13 protein-coding genes and 1 pseudogene are annotated in these 18750 nt (G+C 57.2%); 4 read left to right on the top strand and 10 right to left on the bottom strand.

Annotated elements, in window-relative coordinates:
* Positions 1-529: 529 nt before the first annotated feature.
* A complete protein-coding gene (locus tag ACP7B0_RS17100; protein ID WP_426142638.1) occupies positions 530-967 on the bottom strand; it encodes a hypothetical protein in 438 nt (145 codons plus the stop codon).
* A 107-nt stretch (positions 968-1074) separates the two neighbouring features.
* On the opposite strand from ACP7B0_RS17100, the gene ACP7B0_RS17095 reads away from it, so the two are divergent.
* Entirely contained in the window at positions 1075-1521 is a 447-nt protein-coding gene (locus ACP7B0_RS17095) for a universal stress protein (RefSeq protein WP_426142637.1), read from the top strand.
* A gap of 76 nt (positions 1522-1597) precedes the next feature.
* Here the strand turns inward: ACP7B0_RS17095 and ACP7B0_RS17090 are convergent, their stop codons facing one another.
* A complete protein-coding gene (locus ACP7B0_RS17090; protein WP_426142636.1) occupies positions 1598-3508 on the bottom strand; it encodes an ATP-binding cassette domain-containing protein in 1911 nt (636 codons plus the stop codon).
* A 215-nt stretch (positions 3509-3723) separates the two neighbouring features.
* Here ACP7B0_RS17090 and ACP7B0_RS17085 point away from each other — a divergent pair, with 215 nt between their 5' ends.
* Positions 3724-5652 carry a transglycosylase SLT domain-containing protein gene (locus tag ACP7B0_RS17085; protein WP_426142634.1) on the top strand — a complete coding sequence of 643 codons (1929 nt, stop codon included), beginning with the start codon at positions 3724-3726 and terminating at the stop codon, positions 5650-5652.
* A 134-nt stretch (positions 5653-5786) separates the two neighbouring features.
* Here ACP7B0_RS17085 and ACP7B0_RS17080 read toward each other — a convergent pair whose 3' ends face one another.
* Both ACP7B0_RS17080 and ACP7B0_RS17075 read right to left on the bottom strand, forming a co-directional pair.
* Entirely contained in the window at positions 5787-6596 is an 810-nt protein-coding gene (locus tag ACP7B0_RS17080) for an MOSC domain-containing protein (RefSeq protein WP_426142633.1), read from the bottom strand.
* A 131-nt stretch (positions 6597-6727) separates the two neighbouring features.
* Positions 6728-7657, bottom strand: a complete 930-nt coding sequence (locus ACP7B0_RS17075) for a chemotaxis protein CheV (RefSeq protein ID WP_426142632.1) — start codon at positions 7655-7657, stop codon at positions 6728-6730.
* 279 nt (positions 7658-7936) lie between these two features.
* Between ACP7B0_RS17075 and ACP7B0_RS17070 the strand changes: the two genes are divergently transcribed.
* A complete protein-coding gene (locus ACP7B0_RS17070) occupies positions 7937-8404 on the top strand; it encodes a hypothetical protein (RefSeq protein ID WP_426142631.1) in 468 nt (155 codons plus the stop codon).
* 29 nt (positions 8405-8433) lie between these two features.
* Here ACP7B0_RS17070 and yegS read toward each other — a convergent pair whose 3' ends face one another.
* Positions 8434-9351: a lipid kinase YegS gene (yegS, locus tag ACP7B0_RS17065; RefSeq protein ID WP_426142629.1), complete on the bottom strand. Its 918-nt coding sequence runs from the start codon at positions 9349-9351 to the stop codon at positions 8434-8436.
* Between the two features lie 397 nt (positions 9352-9748).
* On the opposite strand from yegS, the gene ACP7B0_RS17060 reads away from it, so the two are divergent.
* On the top strand, positions 9749-11206 hold the full coding sequence (locus ACP7B0_RS17060) for a mannose-1-phosphate guanylyltransferase/mannose-6-phosphate isomerase (protein ID WP_426142628.1): 1458 nt from the start codon (positions 9749-9751) through the stop codon (positions 11204-11206).
* Positions 11207-11600: 394 nt separating this feature from the next.
* Here ACP7B0_RS17060 and ACP7B0_RS17055 read toward each other — a convergent pair whose 3' ends face one another.
* From ACP7B0_RS17055 to ACP7B0_RS17035, 5 genes and pseudogenes are all read right to left on the bottom strand, one after another.
* Positions 11601-12674, bottom strand: coding sequence for a hypothetical protein (locus tag ACP7B0_RS17055; RefSeq protein ID WP_426142627.1), 1074 nt, complete (start codon positions 12672-12674; stop codon positions 11601-11603).
* A 4-nt stretch (positions 12675-12678) separates the two neighbouring features.
* Positions 12679-13749, bottom strand: coding sequence for a hypothetical protein (locus ACP7B0_RS17050; RefSeq protein WP_426142626.1), 1071 nt, complete (start codon positions 13747-13749; stop codon positions 12679-12681).
* The gene (locus ACP7B0_RS17045; RefSeq protein ID WP_426142624.1) at positions 13746-17225 is read right to left on the bottom strand and encodes a hypothetical protein; all 3480 of its coding nucleotides are present in this window, start codon (positions 17223-17225) and stop codon (positions 13746-13748) included. The genes ACP7B0_RS17050 and ACP7B0_RS17045 overlap by 4 nt, the downstream gene beginning before the upstream one ends.
* A gap of 241 nt (positions 17226-17466) precedes the next feature.
* The gene (locus tag ACP7B0_RS17040) at positions 17467-18252 is read right to left on the bottom strand and encodes a DUF4123 domain-containing protein (protein WP_426142623.1); all 786 of its coding nucleotides are present in this window, start codon (positions 18250-18252) and stop codon (positions 17467-17469) included.
* Positions 18249-18750: pseudogene (locus tag ACP7B0_RS17035) on the bottom strand (type VI secretion system tip protein VgrG); the annotation flags it as partial. The gene ACP7B0_RS17040 and the pseudogene ACP7B0_RS17035, both read right to left, overlap by 4 nt.

Raw genomic sequence — 18750 nt, 5'->3', positions numbered from 1 at the left:
GTGACTACGACGTCGCCGTCGATGAAGCGCCAAATCACCAGGCACACCCGCCGGTGTAGTAACCGGGATTTTGTAAGAGCGATCTGACGACCAAACGCTCAATTCATACGCCCGTTTGATTTGGGTGCGCCTACCATCTGCCAAATCCGTATGATTGTCAATTCGGCTAAATGCCCATAAACGCGGGAAATGATCGGTACCTTCGCCGGGTGCCTGCCCCGGCAGGCAGGCATGATGGCTGGGCATTCATTCTGTTTATCGCGCATAAACCGCCACAAACCCTGGACGACTTTTTGCACCGTAGATGATCACAGGTGAAAAAAAAGCGAAGAAATCGCGACAAAACAGAGCAGAGGGTCTACATTCAGCGCACCCCATGAGGCGCTGGATCTTTCAGATTGAGCCAGGCGCTTTGACTCGCGACTTTCGGCATTGCACCGTAAGCGCTACAGATTATCGGCCTGCCTGGCCAACCCCAGCCCGATGTTGTTGTCGGGCTTTTTAATGCCCGGAACTTACCTCAGGTGCATCACGCCAGAGCCTTGAGCACCGCGGCAATACGCTGCAATACTTCTGCTTCGCCCCGCTCGGCCCAATACAGGGCGATCATCTGCTGATCGGCCTCGACCTTGAATACATCCGCAGGAAGCGTGTTGAACTGCGTCAAAAGCCGTTCATCCTCGCACGGCTCGCGCCAGCGATTGAGCCAGACCCCCGCTTCGGTCTGCCAATAGACCCAGGTCGCTGCGTTCTCCAGCCGACGCGGGCGGTGATACTGCGCGCAAGGGCTGGGTGGCTCCTTGGGCAGCCAGTGCGGCCATTCCTGAGGTGCCAGCTGCATACCCAGCCCCATGCGTCGCGCCTCCATGCGCAGCGCCATCTTGCCGCTTTGCTGACGCGAAGGCCGCAGCCAGACCAGCGGGCTGAGCATCACGCCAACGATTGACAGGATTATCCAGACCGTCATATTTCTTGCTGCCTTTTGATTCGCACTGCAGTTAAAAACAAGGGTCTGCCCAGCGAGACATTAACCCGCCATACTGATGCCATCGCAAACCTCTGGAGGATTCCCGCATGAGTCATGAATATAAACACGTACTGGCAGCCGTCGATCTGACCGAGGAATGCAACGCGGTCATGGACCGCGCGCGTGAAATTGCGGATCGTAACGGCGCAACATTTTCGCTGGTTCACATCGTAGAGCCTATGGCCATGGCCTTCGGCGGCGACGTTCCAATGGATCTTTCCCAGCTCCAGCAACAGCAGTTCGACCAGGCCAAAGAAAAACTGGCAGCACTCAGGGCACAGTATCCCGCCACGCGTTTTGGCGACGCCCATCTTGTATACGGGCAACCGCGCCAGGAAATTCACCAACTGGCCACCAAGGAAAAGTGCGACCTGATCGTCATCGGCAGCCACGGCCGCCATGGCCTGGCGCTGCTGCTGGGCTCTACCGCCAATGATGTGCTGCACGGCGCGCCCTGCGACGTGCTGGCAGTACGGCTGAAAAAACCGGAATAATTGCCAGCTCCACGCCAACGACCGTCAGCAAAAAGCCCGGATCACTGATCCGGGCTTTTTTCATCGCCAAACGCAATCAGGCGTCCAGTTCAGCCCAACGTTCCAGTAAACCGTCCAGTTGAGCCTGATGGTTTTCCAGCTGGGCCATCACTGCAGCGGTCTGCTCGGCAGGACGCTGATAGAAACCCGGCTCGGCCATTTCGGCGCTCAAGGCAGCCATTTGCGCTTCAACTTCGTCGATTTGCTGAGGCAGCGCTTCCAGCTCACGTTGCAACTTGTAGCTGAGCTTCTTCTTGGCCACCGGCATCTCTTTGGCGGCAACCGGAGCGGCCTCGACTACAGCAGTGGCCAGTTCAGCCTTGCCGGACTTGGTATCCGTCACGCCCAGCAGACGCGGGGACCCGCCCTGGCGCAACCAGTCCTGATAGCCACCGACGTACTCACGGACCTTGCCTTCGCCTTCGAACACCAGGGTGCTGGTGACGACGTTGTCGAGGAATGCCCGGTCGTGACTGACCATCAGTACCGTGCCTTTGAACGTCAGCAGCACTTCTTCCAACAGTTCAAGGGTTTCGACGTCCAGATCGTTGGTTGGCTCATCGAGCACCAGCAGGTTGGCGGGTTTGCTGAACAGCTTGGCCAGCAACAGACGCGCTCGCTCACCGCCGGACAATGCCTTGACTGGCGTGCGGGCACGCTGCGGGCTGAAGAGGAAATCGCCCAGGTAACTCAACACGTGACGGCTCTGACCGTCGATATCGATGAAATCGCGCCCCTCGGCGACGTTGTCGATAACGGTTTTTTCCAGATCCAGCTGATGACGCAACTGATCGAAGTAGGCCACGTCCAGGCGTGTACCCACCTCCACCGAACCGTTGGTCGGTTGCAGGTTATCCAGCATCAGCTTGAGCAAGGTGGTCTTGCCGGTACCGTTGGCGCCCAACAGACCGATACGGTCTTCGCGCTGCAGCACCATGGAGAAATCCTTGATGAGCATCGGGCCGCCCGGGTGAGCGAAGCTGACGTTATCCAGGACCATGACCTGCTTACCGGATTTGTCGGCCGTATCAAGCTGGATGTTGGCCTTGCCGGTGCGTTCACGGCGCTCGCTGCGCTCTACGCGCAACTCTTTAAGGGCACGCACACGACCTTCGTTACGGGTGCGACGGGCTTTGATGCCCTGGCGAATCCAGACTTCTTCCTGGGCCAGACGCTTGTCGAACAGCGCATTGGCGGTTTCTTCCGCCGCCAGCATGGCTTCCTTGTGGACCAGGAAGCTGGCGTAATCGCCGTTCCAGTCGATCAGGCCGCCGCGATCCAGTTCGAGAATACGGGTCGCCAGATTCTGCAGGAAAGAACGGTCGTGCGTGATAAACAGCACTGCGCCTTGAAAACCCATCAGGGCTTCTTCGAGCCAGGCGATGGCACCGATATCCAGGTGGTTGGTGGGCTCGTCGAGCAGCAGCAGGTCCGGCTCGGAAACCAGAGCCTGAGCCAGCAGCACACGGCGACGCCAGCCGCCGGACAACTCGGCCAGGGTCTTGTCGGCCGGCAACTGCAAGCGGCTCAAGGTGCTGTCCACCAACTGCTGCAGACGCCAGCCGTCACGGGCTTCGAGGTCTTGCTGCACGTGCATCAGCTTGTCGAGGTCTTCCTCGGTCACGCAGTTCTGTGCCAGATGATGGTATTGGGCAAGCAAGGCGCCCACGCCATCCAGGCCTTCGGCAACAACGTCGAACACAGTCCGCTCGTCGGCCACCGGCAATTCCTGGGGCAGTTCGCCTATCTTGAGGCCCGGCGCACGCCAGACAGCACCGTCATCGGGCTTCTGCACGCCTTTGACCAGCTTGAGCATGCTGGATTTGCCGGTACCGTTTCGGCCGATGATGCACACCCGCTCACCACGGGCAATTTGCCAGGACACCTTGTCCAACAACGGCATGGCGCCGAAAGCAAGGGACACATCGGTGAATTTGAGCAGGGTCATGAGCTTCTCCAAAAACTGGGGGCGCATTCTACCTGAGATAACGGGCCTATGTCGGCTTTCAGTGACGACCCGCCGGGGACCGTCCAAGTCAGCGCCTTCTTATATAGCGTTCATTTATGTCCAAGTGCGACAGGCGCATCGGGAGTGCTTTCACCCGGAGCTGGCAAAAGGCTAAGCTAGTGTCACTTTTCACGATTCATCTGCTCGGAAGTCTCATGCGCAGTCGCTTGTTTGGTCTTTTTTCCTGCCTCATCCTCTCGGCCACAGTGGCCCAGAACGCTTACGCCGCAGATCTTGGTCAGCAACGCCAATATTACGATGAGGCCAAGCGCGCATTGGCCAAGGGCGACACGGGGCCTTACCGGATGTATGCCTCTGCCCTGGCCGACTATCCGCTGGAACCGTATCTGGCTTATGACGAGCTGACCGCCCGTCTCAAAACGGCCAGTAACCCGGAAATCGAAAAATTTCTGGCCGAGCACGGCGATTTGCCCCAGGCCAACTGGATGAAATTGAAGTGGCTGCGCTGGCTGGCCGAGCGTGGCGACTGGCAGCCCTTCGTCAAGTACTACGACCCGAAGATGAACTTCGTCGAGCTCGACTGCCTGTATGGCCAGTATTTGCTGGGCCACGGCAAAAAAGCAGAGGGTTATGCCAACGCTGAAAAACTGTGGATGACCGGCAAGACCCTGCCGCAAGCCTGCGACGGCTTCTTCGCGCAATGGGCGGCTGACGGTCAGTTGCCGGAACAGAAACGCTGGCAACGCGCCAAACTGGCGGCGACCGCAGGCAATACCAGTCTGGCCACCACGCTGGTCAACAGCCTCAACAGCCTTGCCCCCCAAGGCAAATTGCTGCTCGCCGTTGCCAACAAGCCGGAAATGCTCAACAACCCAGGCCAGTTCGCACCGGTCGATGAGGCCATGTCCGATGTGGTCGGACTGGGGCTGCGGCGGCTCGCGAAAAAAGACCCGCAGCAAGCCCTGGAAATGCTCGACGGCTACGCCACCACCATGCACTTCTCCCGTGAAGAGCAAGTGGAGATTGCCAAGGCAATCGGCTTGACCCTTGCCCGCCGTTATGACGGCCGCGCGCTGGAGGTCATGACCAAATACGACCCTGAGCTGCGTGACAACACCGTGACTGAATGGCGTCTGCGCTTGCTGCTGCGTCTTGGCCGCTGGGAAGACGCCTACGAGCTGACCCGCCGTCTTCCCAAGGATCTGGCTGATACCAATCGCTGGCGTTATTGGGAAGCCCGCTCTCTGGAGCTCGCCCAGCCTGGCAGCCCGTTGATTGCCGGACTTTACAAAGGCGTGTCGAAAGAGCGCGATTTCTACGGTTTCCTTGCGGCTGACCGGACGCAGAGCGCCTACCATCTCAATAACAAGCCACTGCTGCTCAGCCAGGCGCTCATCACCAAAGTGCGTAACACACCCGGCGTACGCAGGGCGCTGGAGTTTCATGCCCGCGGGCAAATTGTCGACGGTCGTCGTGAGTGGTATCACGTCAGCCGCTCGTTCGACCGTGATGAAATGGTTGCTCAGGCAAAACTGGCTTACGACCTGAAGTGGTATTTCCCGGCCATTCGCACGATCAGTCAGGCCAAGTATTGGGACGACCTTGATATCCGCTTCCCCATGGCCCACCGCGAGACACTGGTGCGCGAGGCCCAGGTTCGCGGACTGCATTCGAGCTGGGTGTTCGCCATTACGCGCCAGGAAAGCGCGTTCATGGATGACGCACGTTCAGGCGTCGGCGCCAGTGGCCTGATGCAACTGATGCCTGCCACAGCGAAGGAAACGGCGCGCAAATTCAGTATTCCGCTGGCTTCGCCACAGCAAGTGCTGGACCCGGACACCAACATTCAGCTGGGCGCGGCGTACCTGAGCCAGGTGCACAGCCAGTTCAACGGTAATCGAGTGCTGGCTTCGGCGGCGTACAACGCAGGTGCCGGCCGCGTTCGTCAGTGGCTCAAGGGTGCCAACCATCTGGCCTTCGACGTATGGGTAGAGAGTATCCCGTTCGATGAAACCCGTCAGTATGTGCAGAACGTGTTGTCTTATTCGGTGATCTACGGACAAAAACTCAATTCGCCACAGCCGCTAGTGGATTGGCACGAACGGTTTTTCGATGACTTGTGAGTGAACGACCCTGTTGGAAGCTTGCCCACGAAGAAGGATAACGCGGTAGGACTGGCACACCGAGGCGCCTGATTCGCAGGCAAACCTCGCTCCAACGGGCCCTTTCTCCATTCAGAAATCGGGGACTGAGCCTGTCACTCCAACACTTCCACTGGCATACCCACCTCAATCACCCCACGCCCATCGCTGACCATGTTCTGACCAAACCACACGTCCCCTTCACGCTCGCGATACGTTTTGAGCGTGGTCAAGGGTTCGCGGTCGGCGTTGCGTTCTCCGGTGGCCGGGTCGATGGTGGTGAGAATGCACCGGGTGCAGCCTTTGAGCAGGCGGAATTCGATGTCGCCGATTCGAATGCGTTTCCAGCCATCTTCCGCAAAGGCTTCAGCGCCCTCGATAACAAGGTTCGGGCGAAATCGCAGCATCTCTTGCGGGCGGCCGATTCGGGCGGACAAATCGTCCAGAGACGCCTGGCCAATCAACAGCAGTGGAAAGCCGTCGGCAAAGCCGACTTTGTCATCGATCGTGCCGTAGCCGCTGGGCAGCCACCGGGCGCGATCGGCAGGCACATACACCATTCGGACCGCTTTACCGATGAACTCGCTGACCCACCGAGCCGCCTCGTCACCTGCGTCCGGCACGCGCAAGGTATCGCGCCAAAGCGTGACACCGCGCAAAACGGCCTCAGTATTTTCGGGCAGCGGGACATCGAGGGGGGCATAACCAGGCGCCGACAAGGTGACGCCGCCGCTGGCGTTCCAGAGCACTGAAAGCTGCGACATGTGGGGCAAGGCGCGCTGGGTCAGAAAGCGACCGCTGCTCTCTTCCACCAGCATCCAGCGTCGATCCCCCGCCATCCCCAGTTCGTCAAACGACGCTTGCCGCAGCACCTGGGCCTTGCAGGATTTGAGGGGGAATTGATAAAGGGCGCTGAGATGCAGCATGACTTGATCCTTGTCTGGCAGGTGATAAGCGAAGGCTCTCGAAGCCACCAGCTTATACGACCTGCAAGAGACCCGGCATCTTAAAACGGCCTGCGTGGATCTTTCTCGACCCAGACTCAGGCAGACCAGAATCAGCCGTGGAGCATGGTCAGTCGTTCGCGCACGACATCCACCAGCTTGTCCGGCTGAAACTTGGACAGGAAATTGTCACAGCCGACCTTTTTCACCATGGATTCGTTGAAGCTGCCCGAAAGGGACGTGTGCAGCACGACATACAACTCGCGCAGTCGAGGGTCATTGCGAATCTCAGTGGTCAGACGATAGCCGTCCATTTCCGGCATCTCGGCATCGGTAAAGATCATCAGCAGTTTGTCGGTCATCACCTCGCCGCTGTCGGCCCAAGCCTTGAGCATGTTCAACGCTTTGAGGCCGTCGCTGGCCACATGCAGCTTCACGCCCAGTTGGGACAGGGTGTCGCGCAGTTGACTGAGCGCCACCTTGGAGTCATCGACCAGCAGAATTTCCCGGCCACGGGCGCGCTCAAGAATCGGATCTTCGAGCTTCTCCCGGGACACTTTCGCGTTGTAAGGCACGATCTCGGCCAGGACTTTTTCGACGTCGATGATTTCCACCAGCTGGTCATCGACCTTGCTGATCGCCGTGAGGTAATGCTGGCGTCCGGCGCTGGTCGGCGGCGGCAGGATGGCCTCCCAGTTCATGTTGACGATGCGGTCTACGCCACCGACCAGAAATGCCTGAACCGAGCGATTGTATTCAGTGACGATGATCGTGCTGGCGGGCCCCGGTACCAACGGACGCATGCCGATGGCCTGGGAAAGATCGATCACCGGCAATGTCTGGCCGCGCAGGTTGACCACGCCACAGACGAACGCATGGCGCTGAGGCATCAGGGTCAGCTTGGGCAACTGCAACACTTCCTGGACCTTGAACACGTTAATGGCGAATAACTGTCGGCCCGCCAGGCGAAACATGAGAATTTCCAGGCGGTTCTCGCCCACCAGCTGTGTGCGTTGATCTACCGAGTCGAGAATGCCAGCCATGTATAGCTCCAGAAGCGTGGGTCACAGTGAGTCCGCTAAACCTGTTATCGGCGGAGGTGAGCAAGACCTTAATCGCAATGACATGCCAGTAGCATGATGTCACATTAGCACTATCCGATAGCGGTTTTTCGCGCCCTGAAGAAAGCAGCCCCCTTGCCTGCCCCGCATTTTGAAATTTTCAGAATAAGCCTACAGACTTCCATTCAAAATCCACTTTAACTGGCAGCCTCACGCCGAAAGCGAGAGACAGTCGCCAGCCATGAAACGTGGAGAGCCAGTATGCTGAACGGCCTTGAATGGAAAGACCGACATCCCGATTTTTTCAGCGAATCCCAGGCGCTCCTGAGCCGTTCGCAAGAATGCCTGTCACACCTGGGATTGATCGACAACGATCAGGACGCCGTTGAATGCCTGATGGACAGCTTGCACAAACTGGGCAATCTCGCCGACACCGCTTCGGTGGAATGCATCGCGAATTTTACCCGGCAATTGCTCGCGGTCCTGGACACGGCCTTGCGCGATACGCTTTTGCCCGGCAACTCTTTGCAGGTCCTTCAAGACTGCTTCGCGTTGCTTGCCTGGCAACTTGAGTTGATAGATCCGAGCAATGGACTGCTATTGCTCGACGATAGCGAGCAGCGCACATTAGTAGAAGATTTCGCCTCTGCCATGGGAGTCGGCACCCTGGCCAATGGAGGCCAACCTTCAAGGCCAGCCAACAGTGGCGAACGCAGCATTAGCCATTAACGTGCGTTGGCCTCTGTTCAAGCAGGAAATCAGTCAGGACGACTGATTGTGTGGTTTGCCGTGAACAGCTCCGAGTGAGCGGGTAGATGCACATGGAGCGCTCCGGGACGCGCCGAAAATCGCAGGTTTTCCCCTTTCAGAGGCTCACCGTCCAGATTGATATCCAGCCCTTGCGCCGACTTCAGCTCCACCCAGGGCAAGCGCGCCCGGATGAACATATTGTCGATACCCAAACCGCCTTCCAGCAGCCCTCTGAGCGTACTGACCAGTTCCTGGGGCGCAGGCAGGATGCTGATGTCGAGCAAGCCGTCATCCGCGAAGGCGGTCGGACACAGCAAATGCCCGCCACCGGCTTGTCGGCCATTGCCAATGCCCAGTGCCAGCAAGTCGCCACGCCAATGAAAATCCGGACCATTCAACTCGCCATAAGCGGTACTCAACTCACTGAAGCGCGTCAGGCCCGTGAACAGATAAGCCGCACCGCCCAGGACTTTCTTCAAGTCTTCTGACGTGTTGGCCGTCACCTGGCTGCCGAAACCGCCGGTCGCCATATTGAGAAACACTCTGCCATCGACCTCCCCCAAATCAATCGGGCGTGCAGGCACGTCCAATAGATCAAGCGCCTCCTTGGGCTCCAGTGGCACACCCGCCGCCCGCGCAAAATCGTTGGCGGTGCCCAGCGGCATGATCGTGAGTTCGGCGTCGGTTTCAGCCAATGCCAGCGCCTCGGCAATGTCCCGCAATGTGCCGTCACCGCCGCCAGCAATGACTTGAGTGTGTCCTGCAGCCAATGCCTCAGTGACCAACCGTTGCGCGTCGCCGCCTTCCCAGGTGAGGCGCACATCAATCTGCCAACCCTCGTCACGCTTTTGCGCAACGGCCGAGCGCACGTCTTCGTTGAGTGCCTGCTTGCCATGCAGGATTAAAATTGCTCTGTGACCTGTCATTAATGCTCCCTCCCCTCTGGGTCCAATGCGCAAGATGTTGACCTCGTTCGACGAAGAAAGACCTTTTCTTCTTTGGATATTTTGCCGATTGCAGAACATTTCTGTCTGCCACTCCAGCGCCATTACCCCAATCCCCCTGGTATTTCATTGATACAGAGGCAACCGCAGACGGCGTCTGAATCCGACAAATGGCTACCGCCCATAACGCGCAAAAGCCAAAAAGCTGACTATATTTTTTGATATCCATAATTTGAACACTTTATTGACGCACCAACGTTACTGAATACATCAGCGCACGGAATTCTTTGTTGAGCCTGATAAAAACGGGTCTGCCGGGCTCCACATTAACCTTTATCGCGCACTGTCCCTGCAATGCGTTCACTTGTGAGGCCTATTGATGAGCACCCTCATCCCTTGCATCATCGCCGGCGGCGCCGGCACCCGGCTCTGGCCGGTCTCCCGGGAGGCCATGCCCAAGCCGTTCATGCGTCTTCCGGATGGCGAAAGCCTGCTTCAAAAAACCTTCATGCGGGCCGTCGGGCTGCCGGATGTCGATCGATTGCTGACCGTCACCAATCGAGAAGTGTATTTCCGAACGGTGGATGACTATCGGCAACTGAACAAAAACCGCGTCAAGCTGGACTTCGTTCTTGAACCCTTCGGGCGCAATACGGCACCGGCGGTGGCTGCCGCGGCGTTGCATGTCGCCCGACTGTACGGCGCAGACGCCCAACTGTTGATTCTGCCGGCCGATCACTTGATTGCCGATGTAGCGGCCTTTTCCGCAGCGGTCCAGCGGGCACGAGAACTGGCCGATCAAGGCTGGCTGGTGACCTTCGGCATCTTGCCGGACAAGGTCGAAACCGGCTTTGGTTACATCGAAAAAGGCCAGGCGTTGAATGACCACGGCTATCAGGTCGCCCGTTTTGTTGAAAAACCGGATGCCGCCACGGCCCAGCACTATCTGGACGGCGGCCTGCATTTATGGAACGCCGGCATGTTCTGCATGCGCGCCGACACACTGCTGCGGGAACTCGAAGAACATGCACCGCAGGTACTGGCCGCAGTCGCAGCCTGTCTGGAGCAGAGTTCCAGCAAAGAAGGCAACAATGAGCTGCAACTGGAGCTGGACAGCTCTACCTTTGCCCTTGCGCCGGACATTTCCATCGACTACGCGCTGATGGAGCGCTCTGACAAGGTTGCAGTCATTCCCTGCCAATTGGGGTGGAGCGATATCGGGTCCTGGCAGGCGTTGCGCGAACTCACGCCGGCCGACCGGCTGGGTAACCAGTGCAACGGTCAGACGGTGCTGCATGACGTGACCAACTGTTACATCGACTCACCCACCCGTCTGGTGGGGGGGATCGGGCTGGATGATTTGATCGTCATTGACACCCCGGATGCGCTGCTGATCGCCGACGGCAAGCGCAGCCAGGAAGTGAAAATCATTGCTCAGGAGCTCAAGCGTCAGGGCCACGACGCCTATCGTCTGCATCGCACCGTCACCCGTCCGTGGGGCACCTACACCGTCCTTGAAGAAGGCAAACGCTTCAAAATCAAACGCATCGTGGTTCGCCCGCAAGCTTCACTGTCCTTGCAGATGCATCACCATCGCAGCGAGCACTGGATTGTCGTCAGCGGCATGGCCAAGGTCACCAATAACGACGCCGAGTTCATGCTCGACACCAATGAATCGACCTTCATAAAACCAGGCCATACCCATCGTCTGGTCAACCCGGGCGTGATCGACCTGGTGATGATCGAAGTGCAAAGCGGCGAATACCTGGGCGAAGACGACATCGTACGGTTCACCGATATCTATGGCCGCGTGCCAATACAGGCACCCACGACCTGACGTCGATTGTCATGAGAGGCGCGGGGCCAAGACGTCGCATTTAGCCTTGCGCGCCCGCTGCATTTTTCAATGGCTGATCATCCACGGGCGCCCCGCTGCCTTGCCTTTCAACGCATGGGGATTGGTTCTGGAGGGGAGCACCGTTTTGCTCGGCGCGCAGCAGTCGCATCAGACCTACATTTAAATTCGGGGATTGGGTAAAGCCCGAATATCGTAACTCGCCGCTTCCAGTTCTAGCTGACCCTAATAGAAAGCGCCTTGACAAGGCTCACCCGCAACCCAGAAAAACACTGCGCTGATAGCGATAAATAGCAAAAATAGACCCACAGAACTGTGAATATCTTCAAACCGCCCCCATCGTTCAATTAAGCGAAGATTTCTTAGACTCATCATTTCAATCCACATATCGCACATGCCGCGCCATCAGGTTCGGGCGCTGGAAGGTGTCGATATTGTCGATGTTATCCAGCAACTGGTTTAGCTGCTGTTTGTAGGTTTCGTCGTCCATGTCGATCCAGTAACGCGGGTTACGCCCGGTTTTCAGGTCGTGGGCCGCGGTGGTCGGGTCTAGATGGCGAAACTCTTCATAGCGCGGCAAATCTGGCAGCGGGCGGCTGGTGTCCATGTAGTTCTGCAGGAAATCCCACAACGCGCAGGGCATCTGCCAACGGGTGTCGACGTTTACCAACGACGAGAAATTGATCACGATGTCCCGATAACGATGGGCAATGCACAACACATGATTCATCGAACCCTGCCTGTCCGGCCCGGATTCGAGATAGGCATCAAATTCATAGAACGGCGCAGTTAGCTCTCCGATGGTGCCGTTCTTTTTGTATTCACCGTTGTTGTAATCGAACAGCGTGACCAGACCGGTGCGACGATTGAGTTCCCAGATGGGGCCTCGGGAGGGTTTGACCCAGAGTTTGGGGAATTTGTGGATGACGAGGGAACCTATTGCCCAACAGATAAGAGGTATACCCAATATCCATGAGAAAAAACCTTGAAAAATATCAATAGTTTCGTACGCCCATGACTTATCAGACCTATATAATCGCGCAAACCAGGTAAATAACGCTGGAAGTATTCCGACCAGAAAGGATCCTTTGCCAAACATGGCGAGGTAAATCCAAAATTGTGATCGAGTTGACCATAGTGAAAACCTGAACCGTTCATGGTCATGACGACCATGAAAATCTACATGTTCATAAGGCGCCGGAACAAAGGTTCCATCCGCTTTTTTTTCCTCACGCTCTTTTCGCATTTGCTCGCGAAACCGCAGGTTACTTGGCGAGCGTCGCCGCATAAACGCGTCAGGTGCAACTTCTTTTGCTCTGCCCCACGGCAAGCGTTTTTTACCAAAACGCTTTAGCCAGGAACGCTCAGTGGAAGGCAACTGATTGGGAATGCGATCCGGGCGATAAGATGTGGTTGTGTAATAAGGCGTGCTGCTGTCGTTAAAACTCATCATTTCAATCCACATACCGCACATGCCGCGCCATCAGGTGCGGGCGCTGGAAGGTGTCGATGTTGTCGATGTTATCCAGCAACTGGCTCAGTTGCTGTTTGTAGGTTTCGTCGTCCATGTCGATCCAGAAGCGCGGATTACGGCCGGTTTTCAGGTCGTGGGCGGCGGTGGTGGGATCGAGGTGCCGGAACTCTTCATAGCGCGGCAAATCCGGCAGCGGCCGGCTGGTGTCCATGTAGTTCTGCAGGAAGTCCCACAACGCGCAAGGCATCTGCCAACGGGTGTCGACGTTTACCAACGACGAGAAATTGATCACGATGTCCCGATAACGATGGGCAAGGCACAACACATGATTCATCGAACCCTGCCTGTCCGGCCCTGATTCGAGATAGGCATCAAATTCATAGAACGGCGCAGTCAATTCACCGATGGTGCCGTTCTTTTTGTATTCACCGTTGTTGTTGTAATCGAACAGCGTGACCAGACCGGTGCGGCGATTGAATTCCCAGATGGGGCCTCGGGAGGGTTTGACCCAGAGTTTGGGGAATTTGTGGATGACGAGGGAACCTATTGCCCAACAGATAAGAGGTATACCCAATATCCATGAAAAAAAACCTTGGAAAATATCAACAGTTTCGTACGCCCATGACTTATCAGACCTATATAATCGTGCAAACCAGGTAAATAGCGCGGGAAGTATTCCGACCAGAAAGAATCCTTTGCCAAACATGGTGAGATAAATCCAAAATTGTGATCGAGTTGACCATAGTGAAAACCTGAACCGTTCATGGTCATGGCGATCATGAAAATCTACATGTTCGTAAGGTGCGGGGACGTACGTCCCTAACGCAAGTTTACCCTCACGTTCTACTCGCATCCCCTCCTGAAAACGCAATTTCTCCGGTGCACGCTCACGCAAAAAATCATCCGGTGCAACGTTTTGCGGCTGCCCCCACGGCAAGCGTTTTTTACCAAAACGCTTTAGCCAGGAACGCTCAGTGGAAGGCAACTGATTGGGAATGCGGTCCGAGCGATAAGATGTGGCTGCATAGTAAACCTCCTTTTCAGCGTTCATTTCGTATTGCTCATACCGTTCTTGTCTTCATCGGCCCAGAACAAATTCCCGATGTTTTTGAAATCCGGTTTGGCATAGGTCGGTCCAAACGGTGTCGGATCCTTGGGTGGAGGTGCCGGAAAGACCCAGGTGCGATGACCGTCATACAGCGAAAGCTGAGCGCGAACCTGCCAGTGGTAATAGATGGCCGGGAGATTTGCTGCCGGTTCAGAATCGTAAGAGGGCGGCGTTTTAAGAAACAACTCCAATACGTTCGGCCACACTCGATGAGCGATGGGTTGAACAGGCGTTAGAGAAGTACTCTCATGCGTTTGCCCGCTATAGCCGTCGTAAAAACTCTCCGTTCTGTTCAGGACGAAAGATACAGATACACCCACAAAGGTTCTCACTAACCCGGGTATATTGCTTTCAATTCGAATCCGGGTATTGGCATCACGCACCTCAAAAGGCACTGTAGCGCGAAAATCGAGCATGCCGTCTGGCACATATTCCGGATTGCGATCAATGCCAATACGGATATTTGCGAACTGGCTGACCAAGTAGTAGAAGGCAATTTCTGGCTCTTGCAGGTGTGGCGCGGCATTGTGTGGATCATCTCCAAACGGCCCCTTTTTTAACCAGTCCTCGATGGGTTTGCTGCTTAGCCAATACGCCACTCCAGCGCCAGTGACTATCAGAAGCAGCGAGGCCCAGCCAGCAGGCCCCAACCCTAGAAATGTACTGCCGCCACTAATAGTAAAACTGCTCAAGGTACCAACCAAGCCCCCGGATGCCATTATCAAATGACCGATATAAGCGTCATCGCTCCATTTGTAGGTATACCAAGCGTCGTAGAGGTTTAGCCCAACGAAGGTCGAACCAGCGATAATCTGGCCGAATAATCGAGTGCTGTACTCCTTAATAAAATGCTCACTAATTGGACCTAGCGTTCGCTCTGCGAATGCTTCGGGAATGGTAAATATCGTTTTGCGACCAGCAGCCAAAATCGATTTAGTGCCCGCAATCTTGACCGTTAGCGCTTCCATCGCGATTACTAAATCGAGGCCCGCTCCATACAAACCTGCCTCTACTCTATCCTTAGATTTTTCTCGCGTGTACTGTCCCGAGTTCTCCAACTCGTTCAACAGATTAATAACCTCCAACGCCACAATAATTCCGGCAATCGGCACCGAATCCAGCCCCCAAAAAACCTTACTGTCTCGCAATGAGTCCCGCAGCTTGATTGCGTTTTCCAATCCAGTGAGCTTTTCAGTGCTGTCCGCCGCACGCATGGCCACTTCTTGATGCCAGGCCTCATTGAACCGTTGGTTGACCCGACTGACCGCCATGACAGTACGGTGGTTTCGGGGGATGCCGAGGACGATTCGCTCAGGCGGTAAGTCCGGGGGTGGGCGGGTGTAGCCATAGGATTCAGCGGGGGTTTTCATGACGCCGTGTCGATCGCGATACACCCCGTAGACCTGAGCTGAACGCCCGACGTGCCGGGGCATGTCGTCCAGACCGAACACGTAGTAGTTCTTTTTCTGGGCATCGGCTCGAGACAGAAAGTGCATGTCGCCAAACGTCTGCGGCAGTATGGCGCGCAGTTGGGCGAGACTGCGACGTTGCAGTGCTTCGCTCAAACGCCACGCTTTCGCGGTGGGTCCTTGAAGCGCAATATGCTGCGCGCCATGCACGGCCCGCTCAGCGGCCTCAATGGCGCCTTGCAGGTTTTCATTGGCGGCGACCATGGCCGCCGTGCCCGCCTTCCCGCCGATTGTCAGCGTACTTGTCAGGGCCCCCTTTTCGAGCAAACTTGCCAGAAACACCGCATCAATCGTGGAATAGGCAGCGGCAGGAAAAACGGCGTCCTGTTCGGTCCTGGCCAGCTCCGTCGCCCGGAACAGGCCATCTCCTTCGTTAACATCGGGGCTGGCTGGCGGTTGATAAGGCGCGTCCAGATCCTGTTGCTCCGTATCCGGCCAGAGCATGCGATGTAGCGGATGCTGCGGATCATTGACGACCCTGGAGAACCACTGCTGACCGACGCTGGCCTCGGGGCTGTAAAGGCTCAGGCTCGTCATGGCGTCGGAGATGTCGCCACTGGCGGCCAAAGGGTCGCAGGTTGCCGGCCCCTGCACCAGGGTGGTGAACAGTTGACTGAGGAAATGGAAAGCCGCCGCGTATTTGAACTCATCCAGACTCAGGTGATCGACCAGGCATTGCTCGGTGTGGCGCAGTTGCAGGCATTCGCTGAGCAATGACTGGCTCATTTCCATCTGTCGCCACAGCTGGGCGCACTCGCTGCTGGCAGTGAAGCGATTGATGTCCAGCCGACCTTTCTCGGTCAGCACGTCGAGCTTTTGATGCATCGGGTTTGTCTTGCCGCCAATGGTTTGCGGAACGATAAACTGCTGCACCAGCAAGGCACTGCCGTGATGGGGGTAGCGTTGCGCCCGCTGGCCGCACAGTTCCAGCAGGTAGCGTTGTTCCTGAATTCGGGTATTGAGATGCCGCAAGCGGTACTGGGTATCGTGCAGCATCACGCCGTAAAGTGAGCGTGACCGGGCGATTTCCAGCACATCAGCAGCAGGCGGTTGAGACTCCCACAGCCGCGGCTCGCTTTGATTGTCTGGATCAACAACGTATTCAAGGCACTGCGCCCAGGCTCCCGTTTCCAGACGCGCCACAACATAAGGTGCAGTGCCTGTTTCGCACTTGCGAACATGAGCCTTTGCAGCGGCGAAAGCGTTCGCCAGAAACTCCCCGCCCAGATCACACAAGTAACCTGCCGGCTGATCAAGCATCCATTCAAAACCGGGTTGCCGGGCCCGTTGCGGTGCCGGTACCGACAGCGGGAAAGCAGCTTTGCCGAGATTCAACCAGGTGACATGGGCCCTGGTGGCGTCCATCGGGTTGTGTGAGTCATACATGTCGAAAGCACTGAAGGCCTCGAGCATGGCCATGCCATCGGGTTTGTTGGCAAAGGTCTTTTTGGAGCGTTCGACAGACACCCGCAGGTCCGGGTTTTGACACCGTTGACGGCGCATGGCCGCATCGCTTTCCAGACGCTGTAAGCGAGGGGCGTTCAGCTGAACTTCACTAAAGCAGATCTGAACGTCTACCGGCCGGTCATTCCAGCTGGATGGCAGCCAGATATCGTCCAGCGCCTTGCCGGTAGGGAGGCGCGACTCTTCGGCGTACGCCTTGCCGACCCGAAACCTCTCCAGTTCTATGTCGTGATAGGTGGTCCGTGCATCGGTCACCCGGACCTCCAGTTCGCGCCACAACTGACCGTCGATAAAGACATAGATGAAACCGGCACGGCACAGGACGGGCGTGCCGTGATCGTGAGCGCTATTCACGCCGGGCAGCGCGACAAAGGGCAGCACCGGAACGATCTGATCCCACTGCTGATCCAGTTGTCGTGGTGTGATGCGAGTCTCGGGCAGCGGCAACAGAATCGGCCTGCCCTGCTCTGCCTCCACCTCCAGCATGAGGCGATGCTCAGGCTCGCCGGTCCAGTCCCATACGTGCAGTGTGCTGGGCGCACACATGAAGGCGGTCACGGTTTCGGGGCATCCCTGAGCGGTCGCGGTGTCCTGTCGCCTGTTGCTGTGTTTGTCGTAGAACGCCAACCGCTGCGTCGGGGGGTGATCCGTGCCCACCACCTGGACGATGAGTTTATTGACTTCGCAGCACGGCCCACGGCTCAGGGCACCTACGGTAGAGGGCATGTCAGGACTCCTGTCCGGTGGAAAGTTGTTGCAGGTGCGATTGCAACTGCTCAAGGCGCTGCGCCTCGGTGCCTTGCGGCAAGGAACCCGGGAGAGGGTGTGTTGGATAGCGCGAACGCAACGCCAGATAGCCGTTCAGGGTCGCGGGCTGGGTGAAGTGCAAGTCCATGCCCTCGCTCAGCCAGTCCCAGCCGTGGGCGAACTCCACCTGCGGGTGTTTGAGCCACCATTGATAAAGGAAATGTTCCTTTTGCTGGCGCTCCAGCGCTTGTTGCTGAGTGCTGCTCAGCGTTGGCAGGTGGGCGAATGTCGGCTCAGCCCAATCGTTGGCGGCTGCGTTTTCGATCTCGTGCCAGCGCAGTTGTCCGGTTGCCTTATCCCGCCAGGTGCCGCCATACCAACTCAGGTGATTCAGCGGCCCCAACCAGAACTTCAGTTCGGTGGCTGAACAGGCCGGGAAGAAATAACTCGCGGTGGAGGTATTGGAATAACGCAGCACGCCTTGACGGGTCTGCTCGAAGTTGACGAACAGGATCTGGCGTAGATGAGCCAGTACCGCTGCCCGGCCATGCTCGCTGTGCAAAATGACTCCCGGCCACTGCAGCGGAGCCTGCTGAATTGCGGATACAAGCTTTGAGCCAGCGTGCTTGACCAACAAAGGGCTCTGCTCGTCAAAGGCTGCAAGCCGGGTCGAATCGAACAGCCGTGCTATTTCGGGAAGTTCAATGTGACGATAAAGATTGGGCAGTAAAACGCCTGTACGCTCCAGCAATATCCACGCACTCATTCGCCACCTCCCGCACCCAATGCGCGTGCGCAGGGACAGTTTTGCAACGGGCACTCCATGGGCGTCTTGCCTGGGGGTTTCTGGCATAGCTCGACAACCGGAACGTCCCCCACCAGCAACGCAGGCAAGGCCTCGCTGCTGCCTTCAGCAATGAGCGGTGAAGAGGCGAAGCCGGAAGACGGTGTTTGTTGCACCAAAGCCATGGGCAACCCCGGCACCGCAGGCATACCCGGCGTGGGCATGCCACCCGGCAGGATTGGCACGCTGCTGAAAATTCCGGCCGGGGTGATGCTGATCCACTGCCCGCCCGCCTTGAGGGTCGCGGTCAGGCCAGCATCAATGACGACGTGCATTTTCGCGCACAGGTGGACCTGCCCCACCGCACTCACCAGATGATTCGCCGCGCTGATGTGCTGGTTGCCTGCAACGGTCAATGAATCGTCCGCCAGGACCTGGGTCTTGCGCGCACCGTGGGTGAGGTGGTGTTCTTCGCCGTGC

Origin of the sequence: Pseudomonas sp. DWP3-1-2 (assembly GCF_049896285.1) — a bacterium.
Lineage (GTDB): Bacteria > Pseudomonadota > Gammaproteobacteria > Pseudomonadales > Pseudomonadaceae > Aquipseudomonas.
Note: the sequence above shows the minus strand (reverse complement) of the source record. Positions and strands in the feature narration are given on the sequence as shown.